The sequence below is a fragment of the Nocardioides eburneus genome, assembly GCF_040838215.1.
In the GTDB taxonomy this organism is placed as follows: Bacteria; Actinomycetota; Actinomycetes; order Propionibacteriales; family Nocardioidaceae; genus Nocardioides; species Nocardioides eburneus.
Genome location: NZ_JBFPJR010000021.1, coordinates 17,009 through 40,935, shown reverse-complemented (window position 1 = coordinate 40,935; position 23,927 = coordinate 17,009). Strand labels below are relative to the sequence as shown.

24 protein-coding genes and 1 pseudogene are annotated in these 23,927 nt (G+C 69.9%); 14 read left to right on the top strand and 11 right to left on the bottom strand.

The window, feature by feature from the left end; genetic code table 11:
- Positions 1-9: 9 nt before the first annotated feature.
- Both AB3X52_RS12730 and AB3X52_RS12725 read right to left on the bottom strand, forming a co-directional pair.
- Positions 10-879: an ArsR/SmtB family transcription factor gene (locus AB3X52_RS12730; protein WP_367994460.1), complete on the bottom strand. Its 870-nt coding sequence runs from the start codon at positions 877-879 to the stop codon at positions 10-12.
- 10 nt (positions 880-889) lie between these two features.
- Positions 890-1,106, bottom strand: a pseudogene (locus tag AB3X52_RS12725) (transposase); the annotation flags it as partial.
- A 105-nt stretch (positions 1,107-1,211) separates the two neighbouring features.
- Between AB3X52_RS12725 and AB3X52_RS12720 the strand changes: the two are divergent.
- Positions 1,212-1,403 (top strand): DUF5808 domain-containing protein, encoded by a 192-nt coding sequence (locus AB3X52_RS12720; RefSeq protein WP_367994459.1) that lies wholly within the window; start codon positions 1,212-1,214, stop codon positions 1,401-1,403.
- An 84-nt stretch (positions 1,404-1,487) separates the two neighbouring features.
- On the opposite strand, the gene AB3X52_RS12715 is transcribed toward AB3X52_RS12720, so the two are convergent.
- From AB3X52_RS12715 to AB3X52_RS12695, 5 genes are all read right to left on the bottom strand, one after another.
- On the bottom strand, positions 1,488-2,621 hold the full coding sequence (locus AB3X52_RS12715; protein WP_367994458.1) for a S66 family peptidase: 1,134 nt from the start codon (positions 2,619-2,621) through the stop codon (positions 1,488-1,490).
- A gap of 247 nt (positions 2,622-2,868) precedes the next feature.
- Entirely contained in the window at positions 2,869-3,555 is a 687-nt protein-coding gene (locus tag AB3X52_RS12710) for a type 1 glutamine amidotransferase domain-containing protein (protein WP_367994457.1), read from the bottom strand.
- Between the two features lie 108 nt (positions 3,556-3,663).
- Positions 3,664-4,251 carry a TetR/AcrR family transcriptional regulator gene (locus AB3X52_RS12705; protein WP_367994456.1) on the bottom strand — a complete coding sequence of 196 codons (588 nt, stop codon included), beginning with the start codon at positions 4,249-4,251 and terminating at the stop codon, positions 3,664-3,666.
- Positions 4,252-4,303: 52 nt separating this feature from the next.
- On the bottom strand, positions 4,304-5,308 hold the full coding sequence (locus AB3X52_RS12700; protein ID WP_367994455.1) for an ABC transporter permease: 1,005 nt from the start codon (positions 5,306-5,308) through the stop codon (positions 4,304-4,306).
- Positions 5,309-5,367: 59 nt separating this feature from the next.
- Positions 5,368-6,615 (bottom strand): NADH:flavin oxidoreductase/NADH oxidase family protein, encoded by a 1,248-nt coding sequence (locus AB3X52_RS12695; protein ID WP_367994454.1) that lies wholly within the window; start codon positions 6,613-6,615, stop codon positions 5,368-5,370.
- Positions 6,616-6,703: 88 nt separating this feature from the next.
- Between AB3X52_RS12695 and AB3X52_RS12690 the strand changes: the two genes are divergently transcribed.
- From AB3X52_RS12690 to AB3X52_RS12665, 6 genes are all read left to right on the top strand, one after another.
- Positions 6,704-7,627: an acetoacetate decarboxylase family protein gene (locus tag AB3X52_RS12690; protein WP_367994453.1), complete on the top strand. Its 924-nt coding sequence runs from the start codon at positions 6,704-6,706 to the stop codon at positions 7,625-7,627.
- Positions 7,628-7,660: 33 nt separating this feature from the next.
- Complete coding sequence (locus AB3X52_RS12685; protein WP_367994452.1) at positions 7,661-8,614, top strand: alpha/beta hydrolase; 954 nt, start codon at positions 7,661-7,663, stop codon at positions 8,612-8,614.
- Positions 8,615-8,736: 122 nt separating this feature from the next.
- Entirely contained in the window at positions 8,737-10,329 is a 1,593-nt protein-coding gene (locus AB3X52_RS12680) for a succinic semialdehyde dehydrogenase (RefSeq protein WP_367994451.1), read from the top strand.
- A complete protein-coding gene (locus AB3X52_RS12675) occupies positions 10,326-11,087 on the top strand; it encodes an alpha/beta fold hydrolase (RefSeq protein ID WP_367994450.1) in 762 nt (253 codons plus the stop codon). The genes AB3X52_RS12680 and AB3X52_RS12675 overlap by 4 nt, the downstream gene beginning before the upstream one ends.
- Positions 11,084-12,439 (top strand): MFS transporter, encoded by a 1,356-nt coding sequence (locus AB3X52_RS12670; protein WP_367994449.1) that lies wholly within the window; start codon positions 11,084-11,086, stop codon positions 12,437-12,439. Before AB3X52_RS12675 ends, AB3X52_RS12670 begins: the two co-directional genes overlap by 4 nt.
- An 82-nt stretch (positions 12,440-12,521) precedes the next feature.
- The gene (locus tag AB3X52_RS12665) at positions 12,522-12,818 is read left to right on the top strand and encodes a hypothetical protein (protein ID WP_367994448.1); all 297 of its coding nucleotides are present in this window, start codon (positions 12,522-12,524) and stop codon (positions 12,816-12,818) included.
- Between the two features lie 34 nt (positions 12,819-12,852).
- On the opposite strand, the gene AB3X52_RS12660 is transcribed toward AB3X52_RS12665, so the two are convergent.
- Complete coding sequence (locus AB3X52_RS12660) at positions 12,853-13,389, bottom strand: GNAT family N-acetyltransferase (protein ID WP_367994447.1); 537 nt, start codon at positions 13,387-13,389, stop codon at positions 12,853-12,855.
- 48 nt (positions 13,390-13,437) lie between these two features.
- Here AB3X52_RS12660 and AB3X52_RS12655 point away from each other — a divergent pair, with 48 nt between their 5' ends.
- Positions 13,438-14,004 (top strand): TetR/AcrR family transcriptional regulator, encoded by a 567-nt coding sequence (locus AB3X52_RS12655; RefSeq protein ID WP_367994446.1) that lies wholly within the window; start codon positions 13,438-13,440, stop codon positions 14,002-14,004.
- A 30-nt stretch (positions 14,005-14,034) separates the two neighbouring features.
- Here AB3X52_RS12655 and AB3X52_RS12650 read toward each other — a convergent pair whose 3' ends face one another.
- On the bottom strand, positions 14,035-14,826 hold the full coding sequence (locus tag AB3X52_RS12650) for a helix-turn-helix domain-containing protein (RefSeq protein ID WP_367994445.1): 792 nt from the start codon (positions 14,824-14,826) through the stop codon (positions 14,035-14,037).
- A 123-nt stretch (positions 14,827-14,949) separates the two neighbouring features.
- On the opposite strand from AB3X52_RS12650, the gene AB3X52_RS12645 reads away from it, so the two are divergent.
- Together AB3X52_RS12645 and AB3X52_RS12640 are read left to right on the top strand one after the other, a co-directional pair.
- Positions 14,950-15,342, top strand: coding sequence for a nuclear transport factor 2 family protein (locus AB3X52_RS12645; RefSeq protein ID WP_367994444.1), 393 nt, complete (start codon positions 14,950-14,952; stop codon positions 15,340-15,342).
- A 118-nt stretch (positions 15,343-15,460) separates the two neighbouring features.
- Positions 15,461-16,033: a dihydrofolate reductase family protein gene (locus tag AB3X52_RS12640; RefSeq protein ID WP_367994443.1), complete on the top strand. Its 573-nt coding sequence runs from the start codon at positions 15,461-15,463 to the stop codon at positions 16,031-16,033.
- 168 nt (positions 16,034-16,201) lie between these two features.
- Here AB3X52_RS12640 and AB3X52_RS12635 read toward each other — a convergent pair whose 3' ends face one another.
- Entirely contained in the window at positions 16,202-16,861 is a 660-nt protein-coding gene (locus AB3X52_RS12635) for a class I SAM-dependent methyltransferase (protein ID WP_367994442.1), read from the bottom strand.
- Positions 16,862-17,012: 151 nt separating this feature from the next.
- On the opposite strand from AB3X52_RS12635, the gene AB3X52_RS12630 reads away from it, so the two are divergent.
- Together AB3X52_RS12630 and AB3X52_RS12625 are read left to right on the top strand one after the other, a co-directional pair.
- Entirely contained in the window at positions 17,013-19,532 is a 2,520-nt protein-coding gene (locus tag AB3X52_RS12630) for a GcvT family protein (protein ID WP_367994441.1), read from the top strand.
- Positions 19,533-19,540: 8 nt separating this feature from the next.
- Positions 19,541-19,984, top strand: coding sequence for a hypothetical protein (locus AB3X52_RS12625; RefSeq protein WP_367994440.1), 444 nt, complete (start codon positions 19,541-19,543; stop codon positions 19,982-19,984).
- A gap of 23 nt (positions 19,985-20,007) precedes the next feature.
- Here AB3X52_RS12625 and AB3X52_RS12620 read toward each other — a convergent pair whose 3' ends face one another.
- The gene (locus AB3X52_RS12620) at positions 20,008-20,784 is read right to left on the bottom strand and encodes an IclR family transcriptional regulator (protein WP_367994439.1); all 777 of its coding nucleotides are present in this window, start codon (positions 20,782-20,784) and stop codon (positions 20,008-20,010) included.
- Between the two features lie 139 nt (positions 20,785-20,923).
- Between AB3X52_RS12620 and AB3X52_RS12615 the strand changes: the two genes are divergently transcribed.
- Positions 20,924-22,135, top strand: a complete 1,212-nt coding sequence (locus AB3X52_RS12615) for a glycine cleavage T C-terminal barrel domain-containing protein (protein WP_367994438.1) — start codon at positions 20,924-20,926, stop codon at positions 22,133-22,135.
- A 4-nt stretch (positions 22,136-22,139) separates the two neighbouring features.
- Entirely contained in the window at positions 22,140-23,843 is a 1,704-nt protein-coding gene (locus AB3X52_RS12610) for a formate--tetrahydrofolate ligase (protein ID WP_367994437.1), read from the top strand.
- Positions 23,844-23,927 lie beyond the last annotated feature (84 nt).

Here is a 23,927-nt window from a genome sequence, read left to right as displayed (position 1 = left end):
CAACGAAGATTAGGCCGTGCGCTCTCCAGCGTGGAACTCCCAGGGAGGGGTGGGCAGCACGTCGCCGGTCTCGAGGAGCGTCTTGAGATTTGCGAGCACCGTCGGCCAACCCTGTCCGATCGCTTCGCGGTCAGCGAGTGAACGCAACCGTGACTGGGTAAGGGTGAGTTTCACGATGTCGCGGTACGGCTCGATCTCAAGTGTCACGAGGCTCTGCTCAGAAGTCGGGTCATCGGCGCGGTTCGGCTCATCGAATCCAAACGACAGCCGACGCGGCCGGTCGACTTCGACGACAGTCCCCGCCGCATCGGCGATACCTGATCCATCGACCCGTACGTGGGCGACCCGGCCGCCGACCCGCCACTCTGAGACCTGTGCGTGACCCCAGAACTTTGCGGTGATGTCTGCGTCGGTGAGGGCCTCCCACACCTGCTCGGCCGTGGCCCGAATGTAGGTCGTGTAGACGTAGTCAGGGACTGTCCTTGCCGCCGACGAGCCGGCCATAGCGTTCTCCTCCGCGCGGTTCTTGATCGCTTCGAGCATCGCGAGATGCGACTCTTCGAACTTCCAAATCCATCGGGTCTGGATCTGGTGGATCGGTACGGGATTTAGGTAGTGGAGCTTGCGTCGCCCATCGGGTACCGAAGTGACCAAACCCGCGGCGGCGAGGAGTTCAAGGTGCTGGCTGACCGATTGGCGGCGAATCTCGAGCTCTTCGCAAAGCTCGCCGAGGGTCAGCCCTGCCCTGTCGTGAAGCATGTCCAGCAAGCGCCGCCGGACGGGGTCAGCAAGGGCCTTGAAGACCTTGTCTGCATCCACAAGGGGATTATGCAGGTAAATGCCTGCATGTTGCAACAGCGTGGCCGACTGGCGCCACACCGTGCTAACCGACGTGCTCGGCGACCTTGGGGAGTTTCTCAGCCAGGGCGTCGACGACGCGGTCGAGCTGGGCGTGCACGGACTCGGCGTCGGGCTGGTTCGTAGACGCTGTGCAACAGCGCCTTGACCCAGCCCCAGCTGGACTTCGGCTTCGCCGACATCAGGTTCGCGGTGTCGTGGGTGCGGCAGCGTTGCCACCCGGCGCCTGGCAGGGTCGCGGCGATCGCCGGTTGACGCGGTCCTCGGACACGGTGCCGTAGGCAGCGCCGCAGACCGCGTCGGCCTCAGAGATCTCGCGCGATGCTGGATGCACTGCGGCGTAGCCTGAAGCTGTGGATGACGATGACGGTCACTGGCTTGCGGGAACGATCTACTTCAACAGCAAAGACCCGCGCATTCTCGTGCCGAAGAAGCTCGGCTTCGGCCTTGGTCGAACCCTCAACCTGGGACATCCGGTGTCCTGGCTGATCGTCGCCATACCGTTCGTGATCATGCTCATCACGGCCGTCACCCGAACCCGTTGACTCAGCGGAAAGGGCGTAACCGCACTTGACCGGCCGGTCCTCAGCCTCGTTCCGTCAAAGTTCCGCGCAGGCCCGGAAGGAGTGCTACCGCAGCACTTGAGTGATCTCGCGTACGTCGCCGTCGACACTCAGGGTTGCCATCGCTCCGTTCACGAGTGGCAGGTGCGGTGGCACGTGTCCGATCTCGACGTCGAACACGATCGGTAGGTCGAGGCGTCCCAACGCGTCGAGCACCGCCTGCTCCTGGGTCATCTTGGGGTTGTCGACGGCGTTGGTACGGCCGATGAGGATCGCCTTGGCGTTCTCGAACCAGCCCGCAAGCCTGAGTGCGTGAAGGTTGCGGCAGATCGTGGCAGCCTCGGCTTCTGCCGCCTCCAGGTACACGATCAAGCCGTCGCTGGCGTGCTGCTCGCCGAATGCCGCGACGTCGCCGTAGGGCGTGCCGGCGAGGTTCGCGACTGCTTCGATGCATCCGCCGATGAGCCGCCCGCTGACCTCGAGCGACTCAGCCCCGTAGAGGCGCCACTCTCCTTCGCCGGCTTCGCGCCACTGGACAGCCTTCGGGTCCTCGTTGAAGCGCCACCACTCGGCGATCAACCGTGAGTCGCGCTGAAGGTGCGGCCCCGGCCCTGACGCGAGGGCGATCCACGGCAGCAGGCCTGCCGGTGGTCGGTACGGCGTATCGGCGAGGTTGTCGCCGTGCACCGTTGCCCAGCCAAGGCGGGTGGTGATCGGCAGCAGGACGGTCGAGATGTCGGAGTAGCCGACCAGCCAGGTCGGTTCGGCGGTATCGAGCGCGTCCCAGTCGAGCAGGTCGACCAGGTCGATCGCCGTTTCACCACCCCAAGGAGGCAGGACGCATCGGACGTCGGGGTCGCAGAGCATCGCGGTGAGTTCCGCGGCCCGCTCTTGGGCCGGTGCCGACGTGATCCCCGATCCGTCCATGCACTCGCCGACGACGATTTCGTAGCCCTCCGCTCGGAGCCAGTCCACGCAGAACGCGACTCGCTCGACACCGGGGCCGGACGCGCCGGCCGATGGCGAGGTCACCGCGATCTTGTCGCCCGGACGTAGCGGGGCCGGGTAGCGAACCATGGACTCGATCCTGCCAGCGGCGCCGGTGAGCCGGAGCCGAAGGAAGACGGTGAAGACCTCAGTGACCGTGCCCGGATATCGCGGCGACTCCTGGGGCTCGCCATCGGGGTCGGTGTCGGTCACCCAGCGATGCTTGCCCACCTCCGTGCTCTTCGTCTGCACGGGAACTCCGCCCGGTCGCCGCTCGCGGCCGCGATCGGGGCGCCGCCACAGCACCATGCCACCAGATTTGGCGGGAACTCATCCCGCCACGGCGATCGCGGGCCACGCGATCGCCGTCGCCGACGTACGGCACCTGCGACTGCCAGCGACGTCGCCCGTCTTCCGGGCGACTTCGTGGTCACACTGTGCGACAAGGGCCGGCGCGAGCTCAGCCGAGCGCCGCGACGACCTTCTTGGCCGTCTCCTTCGCAGATCCGGGGTTCTGGCCGGTCACGAGGTTGCCGTCGGTGACGGCGTACGAGGTGAACGGGATGAGTCCCTTCTTGTAGAGCGCGCCGCGCTTCTTGACCTCGTCCTCGATGTTGAACGGGACGAGCTTGTCGACTCCTGCGAGGACCTCCTCGCGCCAGGCGAAGCCGGTGAGCGTCTTGCCGGCGACGAGATAGGAGCCGTCGGAGAGCTTGGTGTTGAGGAGGGCGGCGTACCCGTGGCAGACCGTCGAGACGATGTCGCCGCGCTCGTAGATCTCCCGGATGATGCGCTGGAGACCTTCGCTGTCGGGGAAGTCGTACATCGTGCCGTGGCCGCCGGTGAAGTAGACCGCGTCGAAGTCGGCGGAGTCGATCTCGTCGGGGCGCTTGGTGTGCTCCAGCAGCGTCATCCTCGCCGGATCGGCGTGCCAGGCCTTCGCGCCCTTGTCGTACGTCGGGAACTTCAGCGACCGGGGCTCCAGGGGCGAGAGGCCACCGCGGGGGCTGGCGAGGGTCATCTCATAGCCCGCCTCCTCGAAGACCTCCCAGGCGTGAGTGAGCTCCGAGAGCCAGAGGCCGGTGGGGTGACTCGGGTCGTCATAGTGGCCGACGTTGGTGACCACGATCAGGACACGCTGGCTCATCCTCTGGACTCTTTCGCTGGGCGCCCCGGGCGCTTGTTGACGGTGCTTACATAGGACCCGTAGGCGCCAATGTGAGCAGTGTCAACACTGGCGCTTCGACATCTCGCCTCAGCTGGCGGGGGAGGTCTGGATGGACAGGATCGCGGCGAAGGCGGCGCGGACGCGGGCGTCGACCTCCTCCTGTGACGTGGCCTTCAGCTTCCCGTCCAGATGCAGGAAGGCGAGCCCGTGGGCAAGTGCCCAACCGGCGGCGGCCAGGGCCTCGCCGTCGTGTCCGGGGAACACGTGATTCATGGCGAAGGCGAGCATGTCGTGGAGTTCGGCGGCGGCGATGACGCGCTGGTCGTTCTCCGGGTCGCACTCCTGGCCGAACATCAGCTTGAACAGCGCCGGACGACGCAGGGCGAACCTGACGTAGATGACGCCGAGCTCGCCGAGATCCGCCGGGGTGGCCGGCACCGATCCAGCCGCCGCCAGGTCCGCCTTGAGGTCCTGGAGCCCCTCGGCCGCGAGGGCCGACTCGAGCGCCTCGCGATCTTCGAAGTGCCGGTAGGGCGCGGTCGCGGAGACGCCGGCGCGACGGGCGACAGCGCGTAGCGAGAAGGTCTCGCCGCCTTCGAGCATCTCCATGGCGCTGGTCAGCAGCGCGGCACGGAGGTCGCCGTGGTGATAGGCGGATTTCGTCGTCGTGGACACGGGGCATCGTCTTTCTGACGCTATGTAAGCGATGTAAACACCAAGGTTAGCATCACGATGCTCTGGGCTCGCGCATCCGGGCCGCGACCAGCGAGACCACGGTGCCCACGACCGCCCACGCGGCGATCACCGCGAGATGCGTCGCGATGCCCTGGGAGCCGAAGTAGACGATGCGGCGCACGGAGTCGGTGCCGGCTCCGTTCGGCAGGGCGTTGCCGATCGTGCGCCACAGCCACGGCAGCATCTGGATCTGATAGGCGCCACCCGCACTCGGGTTCCCGAGCACGACGAAGATCAGCACCGCCAGCCCGACGCCGCTGACGCCGAGCAGGACCTGGAACGCCGTCGTGGCTGCTGCGGCCGCGAACACGATCAGTGCTCCGAGCCCCCACAGCGCGAGCACGTGACCGTCGAGCGCGCCCATCCATGGCCCGGCCACGAGTGCGCCCAACAGCCCTGAGACGACCGCGTAGGGGAGCAGGGAAGTGAGTCGGATCGCGATGCGGCGAAGGGTCGGAGGACGCTCGCCCTTGGCGATGCCGAGCATGGAGGCGACCAGGTAGCCGCCGACGAGCCAGCCGATGACCAGATAAAACCCGCTGAGTCCGCGGGCGTCACCGGACTGGAGCGGCACGAGGTCGGTCGTCTGCACGGTGCGGTGCTGGCTCGCGTCCGCCTGGGTCATGACCGCTTCGACGGCGGTCACGATCGAGGCGCCGCCGCCGGACGCCACCAAGAGCTGGTCCTTCGTCGAGGACGGGTCGACGACCAGCGCTGCGCTGATATCTCCATCGACCACGGCGTTGTGTGCGGCGTCGGCCGAGTCCATCACCTCGGCATGCAATGGCGTGCCCGAGATCGCGTTCAGCTGCCCCGCCAGCTTCGGCGCCTGGTCGGCGGGGGCGACGACCGCCACGTCGATCTTGTGCGGCGCGGGTGCGTGAAAGGCTCCGATGAAGGAGGCGATGAAGCCCAGCTGCAGGAGCATCACGCCGAGGACCAGGACGAACGCTCGTGGGGTGATCGCGTCCTTGATCTCGTCTCGCAGCGTGCCCATGGGGGGCTCCTTCGTCGTCGGGTCTGACGGTGTCTGTCTCGGTATCGGGTTCGGGTGGCTCATCGGTCGGCTCCGCGGGCCGCGAGCCATGCGGCGTACTGGCGCAGGGCGCCTCGTCGGTGCAGCATCTCGCGGGCGTAGGCGCCGATGGGGTGGACCGAGGGTCGGGTACGCCGTCCGGTGCCCAGTCGTCGCAGCTGGTAGCGGACCCTGGCCATCCCCGCGGCCGACGCGATGGCCTTGTCCTTGATCTTGATCGGCTTGAGCACGACCGCCGCCTCGGCGTCGCGGCGCCAGGTGTTCGGCAGATCGGGGTCGACGGCGAGCGCGGTGCCCATGCCGACGAGGTCGATGCCGTCGGCGAGGACCTCCTCGGCGACGGGGCGGCGCAGGATGCCGCCGGTGAGCATGATCGGCAGGGGGCTGGACTGCGCCAAGTCCGAGGCAAGAGTGAGGAAGTAGGCCTCGCGGGCCAGGGTGCGCTCGTCCGCGGCGGCCCGACCGGACATGGCGGGGCTCTCGTAGCTGCCGCCGGAGAGCTCGACCACGTCCACGCCGAGGGGCGCGAGCAGCTCGATGACCTTCTTGGCGTCGTCGGCGTCGAAGCCGCCGCGCTGGAAGTCGGCGGAGTTGAGCTTCACGGCGACCGCGAACGTCTCGCCGACGCTGGCGCGGATCGCCCGCGTGATGTCGAGCAACAGCCTCGCGCGGTTCTCCAGTGGACCGCCCCACTGATCGGTGCGCTGGTTGGCCAGGGGCGAGAGGAACTGGGAGAGCAGGTAGCCGTGGGCAGCGTGGATCTCGACACCGTCGAAGCCGGCGGCCTCGGCGCGGCGGGCGGTGGTCGCAAACCGCGCGACGGTCGCCTCGATCTGGTCGGCGGTCATCTCGGTCGGCTGGGCCAGGCGCTTGCTGTTCTTGCCGATGTCGACTCGGATCGCCGAGGGGGCCCAGGCGACGCCGGGCATGTCGGCCATGACTTGGCGGCCGGGGTGGTTGATCTGCATCCAGACCTGGGCCCCTCCGCTCTTGGCGGCCTTCGCCCACTCCTGGAAGGGCTCGATCGGTGAGCTCGCGTCCAGGACGACGCCGGCCGGGCCGGTGAGCGCCTCGGCGTGGACCATGACGTTGCCGGTGATGATCAGGCCGACGCCGCCGGCGCTCCAGCGTCGGTAGAGGCTGAAGAGCTCCTCGCCCGGGAGCTGGCCCGGGGCGGACATGTTCTCCTCCATCGCGGCCTTTGCGAGTCGGTTGGGCAGCACGGCTCCACTGCGGAGGGCGAGAGGTGTGTAGATCGGCGACGGCATGGTTTCTCCGATTGAATGTTGACGATGCTCACATACTGTACGAAGATGACGTGAGCAGTGTCAACATCACTCAGAAGAGGAGCCGCCCGTGGCGACCAGCAGCCAGCAGGCCGAGACGATCGAGGTCGAGCTCGGCAACCACACCGTGAGCGTCCCGAAGGGCGGCTACTACGACCGCTTCAGGATGAATCCCGACCTCGACCAGGTCGAGGCCGATCCGCGGGTCAGCAACGTCGACTTCTTCCGCGGCCTGACGAAGACGCGGGTCGACTCACCGATCGGCGAGACCTACACGCCGAACTTCTACTATCGGATGTCCTCGGCGCGGCTGACCATCCTCGCGCGCTCCTCGGCCATCCGCTCCCGCCTTCCGGAGGAGCTGGAGCCGCTCGAGATCGCGCCGGGCCTCGGGCTCGCCTCGGTCATCTTCTTCCGGTACGACGTCGCGGACATCGACTTCTACACCGAAGCTGCCGTCGGCGTCGCCGTCAAGCCTGCCCGCCACGGTCGGCTCGGGTTCCTGGATCTCGTGACGGACCTGAAGAATGACCACCTGCACTCCTACGTCTTCTCCCTGCCGGTCAACACCGAGATCGCCCAGGTCCGCGGCCACGACGGATATGGCTTCCCCAAGTGGGTCACCGACCTCGACGTGGACATCAACGCCGAGACCAGCACGGCACGCATCGCCAACGACGCCGGCGGACTCGACCTCGCGTTCGCGGCGCCGACCCCCGAGCAGACCAGCTTCCGCTCCGGCGAGCGCGTGTCGTCGCTGACGTCGTACACGAAGGTCAACGGCACCTGGCAGTCGACCTTCAACCAGACCAACCTGCTGAGCGCCGGCAGCGCTCGTCTCCCGCGCGGCGTCAAGCTCGAGCTCGGCGAGGGCCGGATGTCGAACGACCTGCGTTCGCTCAAGCCGATCAAGACCCTGCGCCTCGACGTCGCCACCGAGGCCCAGGCCGCCCTCCACATGCCCGTGACCACCTCGGTCCGGCCGTCCGCCTAGAACCCGTCAGAACACGAATCGAAGGAGATCGCCATGACCGAGATCAAGCCCGTCCTCGAGCCCGAGGCCGCACAGTTCGCCCAGGACACCGACAGCCCGCCGTTCCTCTTCCAGATGCCTCCGGCCGAGGGCCGCGCCACCGTCGAGCAGGTGCAGTCCGGGGAGATCGAGAAGCCCGCGGTCGACGAGGAGTGGATCACCGTCGAGGGCGGCCCCACCGGGTCGGTGAAGGTCAAGATCATCAAGCCTGCCGGGGCAACCGGCACGCTGCCGGTGGTCTTCTACATCCACGGCGCCGGCTGGGTCTTCGGCAGTGCCGACACCCACGACCGGCTGGTGCGCGAGCTCGCCGTCGGGGCCGAGGCGGCCGTCGTCTTCCCGGAGTACGACCTGTCCCCGGAGGCGAAGTACCCGACCGCCATCGAGCAGAACTACGCCGCCGCGCAGTGGGTCGTCAGCAACGGCACGGACAAGGACCTCGACCCCACCCGCATCGCCGTCGCCGGTGACTCGGTCGGCGGTGACATGGCCGCCGTGCTGACACTGATGGCCAAGGACCGAGGTGACGTGACCATCAGCCACCAGGTGCTGCTCTACCCGGTGACGTCGGCCGACTTCGACACCCCGTCCTACCACCAGTTCGCCGAGCACCACTTCCTCAGCCGCGAGGGCATGAAGTGGTTCTGGGACCAGTACACCGAGAACGACGCCCAGCGCGAGGAGGTCTACGCCTCGCCGCTGCTCGCCACCCTCGACCAGCTCGCCGACCTCCCGCCGGCTCTGGTCATCACCGCCGAGGCCGACGTCCTGCGCGACGGCGGCGAGGCCTACGCCGCCAAGCTGCGGGAGGCCGGCGTCCCGGTCACCCAGGTCCGCTTCGGCGGCACGATCCACGACTTCATGATGCTCAACGCGCTGCGCTCCAGCCGTGCCTCCGACGCGGCCATCAAGCTCGCCCAGGTCACCCTGCGCGAAGCCCTGCACTGAGCACACGTCCGACCTGCCGGGTGAGGGGCGGGCGTCCATGGCTGTCCCTGACGGCCTCCCTCGGACGCCCGCCCCTCACCCTCCCGACCCGACGCCACACCTCGCGAACCGAAAGAACGCACATGTCCATCGACCACGCGCCGGCCCCGACGCGCCCCTCCACCCTGCCTGCGTCGCTCACGCCCGCGCTGCTGACCCGCCTCGCACGCCAGGTCACCGCGGCTCCGGGCGCTGCCACGGTCACCACCACCGCGCCCTACACCGGCGAGCCCCTCGCCGAGCTCCCGTCCTCGTCGGCCGAGGACGTCGAGGCCGCCTTCGCCCGCGCCCGGGCCGCCCAGATCCACTGGGCCGCCACGCCGATCGCCGAGCGGAAGCGGATCTTCCTGCGCTTCCACGACCTCGTCCTCGAGCGCCAGGAGCAGGGCCTCGACCTGATGCAGGCCGAGAACGGCAAGACCCGCCGCGACGCGTTCCTCGAGATCACCGACATCGCCATCAACGCGCGCCACTACGCCCGCAGCGCCGAGCGGCTCCTCGCGCCCAAGCGTCGCCGCGGCGCCCTCCCGGTGCTCACGCACACCACCGAGCTGCACCACCCCAAGGGTGTCGTCACCGTCATCTCGCCGTGGAACTACCCGCTCTCCATGGCCGCGGGCGACGCCATCCCTGCGCTGCTGGCCGGCAACGCCGTCGTACAGAAGCCCGACACGCAGACCGCGTTGACCGCGCTGTGGGCCCTGGACCTGATGAAGGAGGCCGGCCTGCCCGCCGACGTCTGGCAGATGGTCATCGGCCGCGCCGGCACGATCGGCGATCCGCTGATGGCCAACGCCGACTACCTGATGTTCACCGGCTCCACCGCCAGCGGCCGCAAGCTGGCGAGCGCCGCGGGTGAGCGGCTGATCGGTGCCTCCATGGAGCTGGGCGGCAAGAACCCCATGATCGTCCTGCCCGACGCCGACATCGACCGGGCCGTCGAGGGTGCCGTGATGGCGTCCTTCTCCTCCGCCGGCCAGCTGTGCGTCTCCATCGAGCGCATGTACGTCGCCGACGAGATCTACGACCGGTTCGTCCCCGCGTTCGTGGAGCGGACCACGGCCCTGCGGTTGGGTGCCGCGTACGACTTCAGCGCCGACATGGGGAGCCTCACCACCCCCTCGCAGCTCCAGACCATCTCGGCGCACGTCGATGACGCCGTCGCCAAGGGGGTGACCGTGCTCGCGGGTGGCAAGCGCCGCCCCGACCTCGGCCCGCTGTTCTACGAGCCGACGCTGCTGGCCGACGTCACGCCGGAGATGACTCTCTTCGACCACGAGACCTTCGGGCCCGTCGTCTCGATCTACCGCTTCACCGACGTCGAGGACGCCATCCGACGCGCCAACGAGTCGGCGTACGGCCTCAACGCGAGCGTGTGGACGCGCGACGGTGCGCTCGGGCGTGCGGTGGCCGCACGGATCCACACGGGCACTGTCAACGTCAACGACGCCTACGCCGCGGCGTGGGGCAGCATCGACGCTCCGATGGGCGGCATGGGCGACTCCGGCGTCGGTCGCCGGCACGGCGCCGAGGGCCTGCTGAAGTACACCGAGGCCCAGACCGTCGCCCACCAGCGCCTGCAGGGATTCCAGCCGCCCAAGGGCATCTCGCACGAGCGGTGGGCCGGCATCCTCACTGGCGCACTCAAGGTCCTCAAGACGGTGGGTGCGCGTTGACCGACGCACCCGTGGTGCTGATCGCCCCGGCCATGGGGATCGGATCCCGCTACTACCGACCCCTGGTCGAGGCGTTCAGCACGATCGGCTGGGACGCGGTCGCGCTGACCCGCCGTGGCTTCGAGGACACGGCAGGCGCGGCCAGTCGGCGACACGACTGGAGCTATCAGGACGAGATCGGCGACATCGCCTCGGCTGTCACCGCCGCCCGCCGGAACTACTCCGGCCGCCCCGTACTCCTGCTCGGCCACAGCCTCGGTGGCCAGCTCGCCGCCGGCTACGCCCTGTCGGGAGGACAGGTCGATGGCCTGATCACCATCGGGGGAGCGGTGCCCTACTTCCGCCACTTCCCGTACGGCGGCGTCCCGCTCGTCATCATGGGCGCGGTGGTCGTGCCGGTGCTCACCACCGCCTTCGGCTACCTCCCGAAGCCGGCCTTCGGTGGACCCGGCGCCCGCACGCTGATGCGCGAGTGGGCGTCAATGGTCCTGACCGGTCGGCCCCCCTTCCCGACGGAGCCTCCCATCACCACGCCGTCGCTGGTGGTCAGCCTCGAGGACGACAACCTGGCGCCGTACGGTGCGATCGAGGCGTTCGTGGCCGACCTCTTCGACCCGGGCGCGGTCACGCGCTGGCACTACACGGACGACGAGGTGCCCGAGGGTGCGAGCAACGACCACATCACCTGGGTCCGCACCCCCGAGCACGTCGTCTCACGCGCGCAGCTCTGGTGGGGCGCCGAGGCGGCCGCGGCATGAGCGCCGACTCCGGTCCGGCGCCCGACCGGCCCTGGACCCAGCACTACACCGCCGGCGTACGACCGGAGATGGAGGTCCCCGACGAGCCGGTCACCGCGCCGCTCCAGCGCGCGGCGCAGCGTTGGCCCGACCGCCGCAGGACGCTCTCCCTGCTGGTCTTCAAGATCGAGCTGTTCGCCTTCTTCGTGGCCGCCGCCGCGCCCTCACCGTTGCTGGTGCCGTACCGGCACGAGTTCGGGTTCGGTCCAGCGATGGTGACCATCATCTTCGCGATCTACGCGGTCGCGCTCCTGATCGCGCTCCTGGTGGCAGGCGGCCTGTCGGATCACGTCGGCCGCCGTCCCGTCCTGATCGGGACCCTGGCGCTCGAGGCCCTGGGCATGGCGGTGTTCTGGTCCGCGCTGGACACCGACTGGCTCCTCGCCGGCCGGGCGGTCCAAGGCGTGGCGACCGGTATCGCCGTCGGCGCGCTCAACGCCGCGATCCTGGAGGCGGCACCCTCCGGGTCGCGGGTCGGTGCGCTCATCAACGGGTTCGCGCCGTTGTCAGGCCTGGCAGTCGGCGGCCTCGCGACCGGCTGGCTGATCCGGCAGGTCGCTGACCCGGTCACGGTGACGTTCGCCTTCCTGACGCTCTTCTTCGCCGTGGTGGCTCTGGTGTCCCTCGGGCTTCCTGAGACCAGTCCCAGGCGACCCGGCGCCCTCACGTCACTGGTCCCGCGGATCTCCGTGCCACGCACGGCGCGGCGTACGTTCCTGTCCCTGGTGCCCAGCCTCAGCGCGCTCTGGGCCACCGGTGGTCTCTACCTCTCGCTCGTGCCGCTGGCGATGAAGGATGTCTTCGGCGTGGAGAGCGCGCTGGCCGGCGGGTTCGCCATCGGCCTGCTCAACGCCTCCGGGGCCGTCGCGCCACTCCTGCTCCGCAGACTCCTGCCCTCGCTGACCACCGTCATCGGGAGCTCTGCCCTCGTGCTCGGAGCGGCCGGGGTGGCGCTGTCGACCGCGCTCACGTCGACACCCGTGTTCTTCGTGGCCACCGCGGTCGCGGGTAGCGGCTTCGGGATGGTCTTCTCGGCAGGTCCACGCCAGGTCATGGAGCTCGTCCCAGGTGACCAGCGTGCGGCCACCTTCGCCTCGATCTACGTCGTCAGCTATCTGACGTTCAGCGTGCCCGCCGTCGCTGCGGGCGCGCTGGTCGGACCGCTCGGCCTGGACCACGTGCTGCTGGGCTACGCCGTCGTGGTGCTCGTCTCGTCGGCGATCGGGCTGGCGACCTCGATGAGCGAACGGCGGCGTACACGAGATGGCGCGGATGCGGCGGGCACTGTCGCGCCTCACGTAGCCGAGGTGTAGCGAACCAGGCCTCCTGGCGGGGACCGGACATGTCCGCGGAGCCGCGACGCCAGGGGTGCTGCATCACGGTAGCGTCGTGGCCATGGCAGACGAGTCGGTGATCCTCTGCTGCTTCTTGTGGGCCGTTCACGGTGAGGAGAGCGGTCTGAGCCACCACGAGGACAGCGTGCTGGCGCTGGTCCCCGAGCACAGCGGCACGGTCCTCCAGCGGGCCCGCTCCGACGGCGCCGACGGGCGACCGCACGAGATCCAGCTCTTCCGCTTCGAAGGTCAAGCCGCGCTCGACGGCTACCTCCAGGACCCCAGGCGAGTTGCGCTCTCGGGCGAACGGGATCGGGTCGTCGCACGCACGGAGCTCTTCCCAGTCAGCATCGACTGACCGCCGCGAGGACTCCGCTGACGAGAGTTGGCGATCAGCGGCTCTGCGGCCCAGGACAGCCCCATGAGCCAAGGTCGAGGACCCAGTTCTGCCCGACGAGGTCGCTGCCGAAACTGTGGTGCCGCTCCTCGTCGATGAGGGTGAAGCCTGCGGCCTCATAGATCCGCCGAGCTGACGTGAGGATGTCGTTGGTCCACAGGGTCACGTGGCGATAGCCGGCGGCTCGCGCGAAGTCGAGGCACTCCTGCACCAGTCGGGTGCCCAGTCCGCAGCCACGAGCCTCCGGCGTGACGAGGAGGATCCGGAGCCTCGCGACGTCGGGGTCGGTGGTCGCCACGAGGATGACGCAGCCCGCCCGCTGACCGTCGACCTCGGCCACCCAGCCGGCTTCGCGAGCGGGGTCGCGAGAGGTGGCGAAGTCCGCGACGATGCGCGCCACGAGTGCTTCGTACTCGGTGTCCCAGCCGAACTGTTCGGCGTAGGTCTCACCGTTCGCCATCACCATCCACCCGAAGTCGCCGGGCCGATCAGCCCGACGTACGACGACCTTCGACTCCTGCTGGTGTGTCATCCCTCGCTCCTGACTGACACGACTGTTTCAGTCGACTACTCTAGAGCCATGTCCGAAGACCTAGCAATCCCGTCGCGACGGCAGGTCGAGCTGCTCGAGGCGGCCTACGCCTACGTGCTCGAACACGGACTCGCCGAGGTGTCGTTGCGGCCGCTCGCGGCGGCGATCGGATCCAGTCCGCGGGTCTTGATGTTTCTCTTCGGGAACAAGGACGGGCTCGTCAAGGCCCTGCTGGCTCGGGCCCGGCGCGACGAGCTCGCCCTGCTCGACGATCTCGCCGCACAGGGGGCACCCGTCGGCCTCGACGCGGCCGTCACCCGAGTCTGGGCATGGCTGAGTGCAGCCGAGCACCGGCCGCTGCTGCGGCTCTGGGTCGAGGCCTACGCCCGCTCCTTGGTCGACCCCGACGGCCCGTGGGCCGGCTTCGCCCATGCGACCGTCGCCGACTGGCTCGACGTCCTGGCCGCGAACCAGGAACCGGGCGAATCGGACGCGGAGGCTCGTCGTACGCTCGCGCTGGCCGTGCTTCGCGGCGCGTTGCTCGACCTGCTCGCGACCGGCGACGAGGCCCGGACGACCGCGGCGGTCCGGGCCTGCGTCTTTCCCCGCACCTGACCGATCCGCATCAGGTCTCGCCCTGGGGGATCATCCGGCTGTGAGGCTCTTGAGCAGCGTCGCGCTTCGCTCGTCGGCGGGGAAGAACGTCTCGATGGCGATCTCGTCCAGCGTCACGTCGAGAGCGGCGCCGAAGACGGTCAGCGCATGGTGCAGCGCAACGTCACCGTGCGCCGTCGCAAGCACGGTCGGCGTCACCAGGTCGTTGTCGGGAATCGTGACGTCGTGGTCTGGCTGACCCGTCGGCGTCGGGTAGGACTCGAGCTCATCGAGCAGCTCGGCCAACCCGTCGGCCGCCGTACGCTCGAGTTGACGACGTACGCGTCGGATCGTCGCGGCTCGCCATTGGCTGTAGTTGCGGACGCGTGAGGCCATCCCGTCGGGGTGGAGCATGGCGCGGAGCACGTTGGCGCGGGGTTCGCGGAACCGGACGTCCAGACCGCTGAGAAGGACCTCCATCGCGTGGTTGGCGGCCAGGAGCTCCCACCGGACGTTGATCGCCATCGCCGGGTTCGGGTCGTGGCCGGCCAACACCGCCTCGACAGCGGCCCGCGCGACACCGAGATCTCCGAGCGGGCGTTCGGCGTACTTCGGAGCAAAGCCGGCGGCGAGATAGAGCTCATTGCGATGGCGCAACGGGATGTCGAGCTCCTCGCAGATCCGTTCGATCATGTCCCGACTCGGGGTGGCCCGGCCGGTCTCGATGAAACTCAGGTGGCGCGCCGACAGCCCTGCGGCAATCGAGACGTCGAGTTGCGAACGGCGGCGATGCTCGCGCCACTGCCGGACCAGATCCCCCACCGGCGCCCGCATCACGGTCATGCGTGCAGGCTGCCTGAACCGGAGCGGGCCAACAACTACCTGCGAGGTAATCGACAGGCTGCAGCACCGGCGTCACGCTCGTGGCGGTATTGAAAGATCCCGTCGAACACACAGGAGATACGCATGACCGAGACCACGACGCCACTGACCGCCGAGGCGGTGGCGAACTACGTCCGCTTCTGGAACACCGATCCTTCCGAGCTGCGCCGGAGCGGCGGCCAGATCTTCAGCGAGGACATCATCTGGGTCACACCCATCGGCGTGACGAGCGGCATCGAGGGGTTGGCCCGCTTCGTCGAACAGTTCACCGAGCACGTCGGCGCCTACGAATTCCGAGCCCGAACCGAGCCCGATGTCCACCACGACCGAGCCCGTGTGCCGTGGGAACTCCGAGTTGGCGACGCGTCGTTCGCCGAGGGCACCGACGTCCTCACCGCCACCGGCGATGGACGCATCATGTCCGTCACGGGGTTCCTCGACCGCGCCCCTGACGGCTTCGACCCGGCCGACCACTGAGGGATCCACTCTCCCCGTGGGCGGCGGCGCCGGCGGCAGGCGTGGGCAACGATCAGCCCGATCAGCCCGACGGTGTCGCGTCGACCCCATGCCGCGGGCGGGCATCTAGCATCGTGGTGTGCCCCGGTTCGTCTATGCCACCGCGACCACACTCGACGGGTTCATCGCGGATCCGGACAACTCCCTGGACTGGCTCTTCGCGGTCGAAGGAGGGGACGAGTCCATCGCCGATCTGGAGTCGTTCGTCGCCGGCGTCGGCGTCATGGTCGAGGGGTCGACGACGTACCGCTGGGTGCTCGATCACGAGGAGCTGCTCGAGAAGCCGGAGAAATGGCAGGAGTTCTACAGCGACAGACCGACGTACGTCTTCTCCTCCCGCTCCGACCTGCCGCTCGTCCCCGGCGCTGACATCCGGGTCGTCTCCGGCCCGGTGAGCGACCACCTCGCTGCCATCGGTGAGACGGCTGGCGACAAGGATGTGTGGATCGCCGGCGGGGGCGACCTGGTCGGGCAGTTCTACGACGCCGGGGCGCTCGACCAGATCCGGCTCTCCGTCGCAGCGGTCACGCTCGGTGCCGGCGCGCCGCTCCTGCCGCGCCGGATCGAGTCGGACACGCTGCGACTGCTCGAGGTCAAGCAGATCGGTCAGTTCGCGACCCTGCGCTATGAGGTACGCCGGCCTGCGCGGTGAGCTGGGGACTGAGCCGTTGCCGCCGCGGACGGGCGCGGCGCAGATCGAGGATTGAGGTCGGTGCCGGTCTGACTGACCCGTCAGTCAGACCGCACGGGGCTCGGCCGGGCGACCGAGGAGCGGCCGTCGAAAGCGGGGTCGCTCACCGTGGGTCTGCCATGCGTGGGATCAGCGCCGAACAGCGCGTACGACGACGTCGCGCAGCGAGCTCCGATGTCCCCCGGGTCCGGTGAGCGTGCGGGCGAGCTCGTCGGCGGTCACGACTTCCCAAGTGTCGCTGTCGAGCCGCGCGGTGATGTCCGCGGCGGTCACCGAGGCCTCGGCGGGCGGCTCGACATCGCCGTGTCCATGTCCGTGTCCATGGCCGCGGCCCTGTCCGCCGGCGGCGTGGTCCCGCAGGTGGCCGACAATGAGCAGAGTGCCGCCCGGGACGACCCACGAGGCCAGGCGGTCGTAGAAGGCGAGCTGCGGCATCGCCGGGTGGGCGTAGTGGGTGGTGACCAGATCGAACCTCGCGCCCGGCTCCCAGGTGCTCAGGTCGGCCTCGACCCACCGGAGGCGCTCGGCGGCGTCGGTCGTCCCGGCGCGCTGCGCCGCGCGGACGAGCGCCTCGGTGGAGATGTCCACCCCGGTGACGTGCCAACCGCGCTCGGCGAGCCAGATCGCCTCGGCGCCGGCGCCGCACCCGGCCTCCAGCGCCGTCCCGGGCGCCAGGTCGCCGACCTCACGGACGAGGTGCGGGTTGGGCGGGCTCGCGGCCATGGACGCGGACGCGCCACCGTCGTACCAGTGCTTCTCCCAGTACTCCTTGTCGAACTCCTGCGCCATCGTCGTACTCCTCGTCTGCGGGCCCGCGGAGCCCATCCTGCCGCGATGCCCACGGTCAGCGCGGCGAGGCGGTCCGGACCAGCAGGCATGGTCAACACGTCCAGCGACGTGATATGTCTCGAATCTTTCAGTGCCGTCGTCGGAGGCCGCCATGGCAGACGTACCTGACCGCGCGGATGTCGTGGTCGTCGGAGCAGGAATCGTCGGCAGCTCGGTGGTGCGCCACCTCGCCGACCGCGGGTGGCGCCGCATCGTGCTCCTGGAGAAGGGCCCGCTGCCCGATCCGGGAGGCTCGACCGGGCATGCGTCGAACTTCGTCTTCCCGGTCGACCACTCCAAGGAGATCACCGAGCTGACCGTCGACTCGCTGCGTCAGTACGCCGCGCTCGACACCCTGATCGGCTGCGGGGGGATCGAGGTCGCGCGCACCGAGGAACGCATGCAGGAGTTCCGCCGACGGATGTCGTCGGCGCGGGCCTGGGGCGTGGACGCCGAGCTGATCGGCCCCGCCCGGATCAAGGAGCTGGTGCCGTACGTCGACGCCGACCTCCTCCTCGGCGGCTTCCACACGCCGTCGGGCGCCATCGTCGACCCGCTGCGGGCGGGGGAGCTGATGCGGGAGCACGCGGAGAAGCTCGGCGCGCTCACGGTCTGCGACGAGACGGAGGTGACGGGCATCGACGTCGCCGACGGACGGGTGAGCCGGGTGCGCACCTCCCGAGGCGACATCGACACCGAGGTCGTCGTGGTCGCCTGCGGAGTCTGGAGCCCCCGGATCGCGGCCCTGGCGGGGGCCAGCATCCCGCTGACGCCGGCGGTGCATCAGATGATCGACGTCGGTCCGATCCCCGAGCTCGAGGAGACCGAGGAGTGGGTCAGCTTCCCGCTCGTGCGCGACATCGACAACCTGATGTACGAGCGTCAGCGCGGACCGGACCTCGAGATCGGCTCCTATGCGCACCGGCCGATCCTGCACGCGCCCGAGGAGATCCCGCCGTACGGCGCCGCCGGCCAGGACTCCCCGACGCAGTTCCCGTTCACCGCCGATGACTTCGAGCAGCAGCTGGGTCAGGCTCGTGAGCTCTTCCCGGGCCTGCTCGGCCGGCCGCGGCTGCAGACCCGCAAGGCGTTGAACGGGCTGCTCTCGGTCACGGCGGACGGGTCGCCGCTGTTGGGGCAGACCCCCGAGGTCGCGGGGCTGTGGTCGGCCGCCGCGGTGTGGATCAAGGAGGCGCCCGCGGTCGGTCGGGTGATCGCGGAGTGGCTCACCGACGGCACCTCGGAGATCGACGTGCACGGCGCCGACATCGCCCGCTTCCACCCCAGCGCGCGCACGCGCTCCCACGTGCGGGCGCGCGCCGCGGAAGGGTTCCCGAAGATCTACGGCATCGTGCATCCGCGCGAGCAGTGGTCCTCGGACCGGCCGATGCGCACCAGCCCGTTCTACCCGCGTGAGCAGGAGCTCGGGGCGGTGTTCTTCGAGGCGGCCGGCTGGGAGCGGCCGCAGTGGTATGAGTCGAACGCGCCGCTCCTGGAGGAGTACGCCGACCGCGTCACCCACCGCACCGCGGAGTGGGACGCCCGCTGGTGGTCGCCGATCATCGAGGCGGAGCACCTCGCGATGCGCGATCGGGTGGCGATGGTGGACATCAGCGCCTTCGCGGTCTTCGACATCATCGGGCCCCGCGCGCTCGACACCGTGCAGCGGATCGCGATGGCGCAGGTGGACCGCCCGGTCGGCCGCGTCATCTACACGCCGTTGTTGGCGCCTGACGGCGGCTTCCGCGCCGACCTCACGATCATCCGGCTCGGAGAGCAGCACTTCCGGGTCGTCACCGGCGGGGCGGACGGCAGTCGCGACCTCGCGTGGTTCCACGACCACCTGCCCCGTGACGGCTCCGTGCAGCTGGTGGACCTGACGTCGGCGTACTGCTCGCTGGGCGTGTGGGGCCCGCGAGCCCGCGACCTCGTGGCCGTGGTGACCGACGACGACGTCAGCGACGAGGGCTTCGGCTTCGGTACGGCGCGCGAGGTGCTGCTCGGCGGCGTGCCGGCGCTGATGGCGCGGATCTCGTACGTCGGCGAGCTCGGCTGGGAGATCCACGCCCCGACCGAGCTCGGGCTCCGGCTGTGGGACACGCTGTGGCAGGCGGGACAGGAGTATGGCGTCGTGCCGGCCGGGATCGGCGTCTACGGGACGACGGGTCGCCTCGAGAAGGCGCACCGACTGATGAACGCGGAGCTGACCTCGGACTACGACCCGGTCGAGGCCGGGCTCGCGCTGCCGCGGGTGAAGAGCGCCGACTTCATCGGCAAGGAGGCCTACCTGGCGGCGCGCGAACGCGAGCCGGCGGCCGTGCTGTGCACGCTGGCGGTCGACGACCACGCGGTCCCGGCGGGAGTCCCGCGGTTCATGACCGGCCACGAGCCGGTGCTCACCACGGACGGTGAGGCCGTCGTGGATGTTCGGGGCCGGCGGTCCTACGTCACCTCGGCCGGTCCGGCACCGTCGCTGGGTCGCTACCTGCTGATGGCCTACCTGCCCCCGGCGTACGCCGTCGAGGGCACCGCGCTGCAGGTCGAGTATCTCGGCGAGCGATTCCCGGTCTCGGTGCTCACGACCGGCCGCACGGCGCCGTTCGACCCCGAGCAGCGCCGGACGAAGGCCTGAACGGCGCCATGGAAGGAGATCTGGCCGAGCATTCGGTGGAGCGGTTGACGCGCCGCCTCGCGGGTCGGGGAGCGCCTGCCGCGGGATCGGCCGCCGCGGTGGCCACGGCGATGGCGGCGGCTCTGGTGGTCAAGGTCGCCGAGCGGTCCGGCTCGCACCTGGGCGACGCCACGGCGATCGCGCGCCGGGCTCACGACTGGCGGGTCCGGGCGCTCCGGCTGGCCGAGGAGGACGAGGCCGCGGTCGCCGCGATGCTGGCGGGCGCGCCGGGACGCGCCGCGGTCGTCGTACCCGAGGAGATCGACGGGCTGGCGGCGACGGTCTCGGCCGAGGCCGACCGGCTTGCGAGCGAGGGCAATCCCCGGCTGCGTGCGGACGCGGTCACCGCGCGGGTCCTCGCCGAGGCCGCACGCGCGGCCGTCGACGCCATCCTCGCCGACGACCACGGCTGAGGGTTGTGCGGCTCAGCCCGCCGTCAGGGGTGGTGCCCCATCCGTCGGGAGATCTCCTGGGCGGCCCGGATGACCGCGTCCGTGGTGGCAGGCAGGTCGTCCGGCCCCAGCCGGTAGGCCGGCCCGGCCGCGCTGATCGCCGCGATCACGCTCCCGTCGGGTCCGCGCACCGGTGCGGCGACGGCGTTCAGCCCCTCCTCGTACTCCTCGACCGCGGTGGCGTAGCCCGTCTCGCGCACCTCGCGGAGCTGAGCACGCAGGGCGCGGACCGTGGTGATCGTGTGGGGGGTGAAGCGCTCCAGCGGCCGCTGCAGGAGCGCCGCGAGGTCGTCCTCGTCGAGGTACGCCAGCAGGACCTTCCCGCTGGAGGTGGCGTGGAGGACCGTCCGTCGACCCACCCAGTTCTGGGTGGCCACGGCGTTGCTGCCGGCGGCCTGGCAGACGTTGATCGCCACCCCGTCGCTGAGGATCGCGACGTTCGTGGTCTCGTCCAGCTCGGCCGCCAGCGCGTCGCAGACCGGTTGGGCCTGGCCGGTCAGGTCGAGGCGTGACGCGGTCGCGCCGGCCAGGCGCAGCAGTCCGACGCCGAGCCGGAAGCCGCCGTTGACGCCGTTCCGCTCGACCAGGCCGTGCGCGGAGAGCGACGCGATGAGCCGGGAGACCGTGGAGCCGTGCACGCCGAGCTCACGAGCGATCTCGCCCGCAGCCACGTCGCCGTCGCGGGCCAGGATCTCGAGCACGCGGACGGCGCGGTCCACGGACTGCACCGGCGCTGCGCCGGTCGTGTCGGTGGGAGTCATCGGCGACAGGCTATCGGCGCGAGGGCCGGGAGGATAGGCCTGACTTGCGTCATACGCAATGCGTTGCATGATACGCATCACAGTGCTAGGCAGGGTGTTGTCCGACAGCCGAAGCGGTTGACGCCTGGAGGCGGCGCTGATGCCCGAGAACCCCCACCCCGAAGTCCTGCTCTATCCACGGATCCGCAAGTCCCCGTTCTTCTACGCCTCACGGCGGCACGGGGTCGCGATGTACAGCGTCTACAACCGCACCTACCATCCCCGGCACTACGGCGACCCGGTCGCGGAGTACTGGTCACTGCTGAACGGCGTCACCATGTGGGACGTCGGGGTCGAGCGGCAGGTGGAGATCACCGGTCCGGACGCCTTCGCCTTCACCAACATGCTCGTCACCCGGGACCTGACCAGATGCCGGGTCGGACAGTGCAAGTACGTCTTCCTGACCGACGCCGACGGCGGCATCCTCAACGACCCGGTGCTGCTGCGGCTGGGGGAGAACCACTTCTGGCTCTCGCTGGCCGACAGCGACATCCTGCTCTGGGCCCGCGGGGTGGCGCTCCACTCCGGGCTCGACGTGCAGATCCATGAGGCGGACGTCGGTCCCGTGCAGGTCCAGGGACCGAAGTCGGCCGCCGTGCTCCGCGACGTCTTCGGCGACTCGGTGCTCGACATCCCCTACTACTACCTGCGCGAGTACGACCTCGACGGTATGCGGCTGGTGGTGTCCCGGACCGGCTACACCGCCGAGGTCGGCTACGAGATCTACGTCCGCGACGCCAGCCGCGACGGCGTTCGGCTCTGGGACACGATCTGGGAGGCCGGCCGGCCCCACGGACTGGAGGTCATCGGGCCGTGCCACATCCGTCGGATCGAGGCCGGGATCCTGGCGCACGGCAGCGACATCACCTTCGACACGAACCCGTTCGAGGTCGGTATGGGCTACGACTGGATGGTCAGCCTCGACCAGGACGCCGACTTCATCGGCAAACAGGCGCTGACCCGGATCAAGGCGGAGGGGCCCCGGCGGATGCTGGCCGGCCTCGAGGTCGGTGGCGAGCGGCTCGGCAGCTACATCGACGGCTCGATGATCGACGTCATGCCGGTCCAGTACGACGGCCGTCGGGTCGGCGAGGTCACGTCGGCCTGCTACTCGCCGCGGCTGGAGAAGAACATCGGCTACGCGATGCTCCCGATCGAGCTCACCACCCTGGGCACCGAGGTCGAGGTCGACACCGGCCGAGGCGTGGCGCCCGCGGTCGTCGTACCCAAGCCGTTCATCGACCCCACCAAGGACCAGCCGAAGCAGGACGTCGGCACACTGACGTCGGCGGTGCCTGCCGCGGGGAGCTGAGACGATGGGCCAGCCGAGCAGCCTGGAGATCAGTCGGGCGAGCGAGCTCAAGCCGATCGAGGACGTCGCCGGGGAGATGGGGCTGGGCAGCCACCTGCTGGAGCAGTACGGCCGCGGCGTCGCGAAGGTCGACCTCGCCGCGATCGAGGATCTCGCGGACAGGCCGAAGGCGAAGTACGTCGTCGTCAGCGCCGTCACGCCGACCCCGCTCGGGGAGGGCAAGACGACCACCACCATCGGCCTGGGCCAGGGGCTGAACCGGACCGGTCGCCGTGCGGTGATCGCGATCCGGCAGCCCTCGCTCGGTCCGACGCTGGGCATCAAGGGCGGTGCGGCGGGCGGCGGGCACAGCCAGGTGGTGCCGATGGAGCGCCTCAACCTGCACCTGACCGGCGACATGCACGCCGTCACCGCGGCGCACAACCTGCTGGCGGCGATGGTCGACGACCACCTGTTCCGGGGGAACGCGCTCGGCCTCGAGCCCGCCGACGTCAGCTGGCGTCGCGTCCTCGACGTCGATGACCGAGTGTTGCGCAACATCGTGGTCGGACTCGGGAGTCGGACGGACGGCACGCCGCGGCAGACCGGGTTCGACATCACCGCGGCCTCGGAGGTGATGGCGACCCTGGCACTCTCGACCTCGCTGCGCGACCTCCGGGAGCGGCTGGGTCGGATTGTCGTCGGATACACCCGCCGGCCCGAGCAGCGGCCGGTCACCGCCGAGGAGCTGCACGCGGCCGGCACGATGACCGTGCTGCTGCGCGACGCCCTCAAGCCGAACCTGCTCCAGACCCTGGAGAACACGCCTGCCCTCGTCCACTGCGGGCCGTTCGGCAACATCGCCACCGGCAACTCCTCGGTGGTCGCCGACCTGATCGGCATCCACGCCGGCGACTACCTCGTCACCGAGGCGGGTTTCGGCGCCGACATGGGGGCGGAGCGGTTCTTCAACCTCAAGTGCCGGGTCTCGGGACTGGTCCCGGACGCGGCGGTCCTGGTCACGACGGTCCGGGCGCTGAAGGTCCACTCGGGACGGCACAAGGTGGTGGCCGGTCGGCCGCTGCCCACGGAGCTGATGGCGGAGAACCCCGACGACGTCCTCGCCGGTGCCAACAACCTCCGCAAGCAGATCGGCAACATCCGGCTGCACGGCGTCACGCCGGTGGTCGCGATCAACGCCTTCCCGACCGACCATCCCTCCGAGCACGACGCGATCCGCCGGGTGGCGGAGGAGGCCGGCGTACGGTGTGCGCTCTCGACCCACTTCGCGGAGGGTGGCCGTGGCGCCACCGAGCTCGCCGAGGCGGTCGCGGAGGCGGCGGACGAGCCCGGCGGGTTCCGCTTCCTCTACTCCCTCGACGCCGGCCTGCGGAAGAAGATCGAGACGATCGCGACCCAGGTGTACGGCGCCGACGGCGTCGACTACGCGCCCGCGGCGGCGGGCGCGCTCGACCTCTACGAGCGGCGCGGCTGGGGCGGCCTCCCGATCTGCGTGGCCAAGACCCACCTCTCGCTGTCGTCCGACCCGAGCCTGCGGGGCGCGCCGACCGGATGGCGACTGCCCGTGCGTGAGGTGCGCGCCTCGGTCGGCGCCGGGTTCATCTACCCGATCTGCGGTGACATGCGCACCATGCCCGGGCTCGGCTCGGACCCGGCGGCCGCCCACATCGACATCGACGACCACGGCGACACCGTCGGGCTGTTCTGAGTCGAGGCGCCGGCCGGCGAGCCGGACCTGCTCCGCTCGTCGTTCCAGCAGGGCATCAAGCGGCTGCCGGTGCGCTGGCACGCC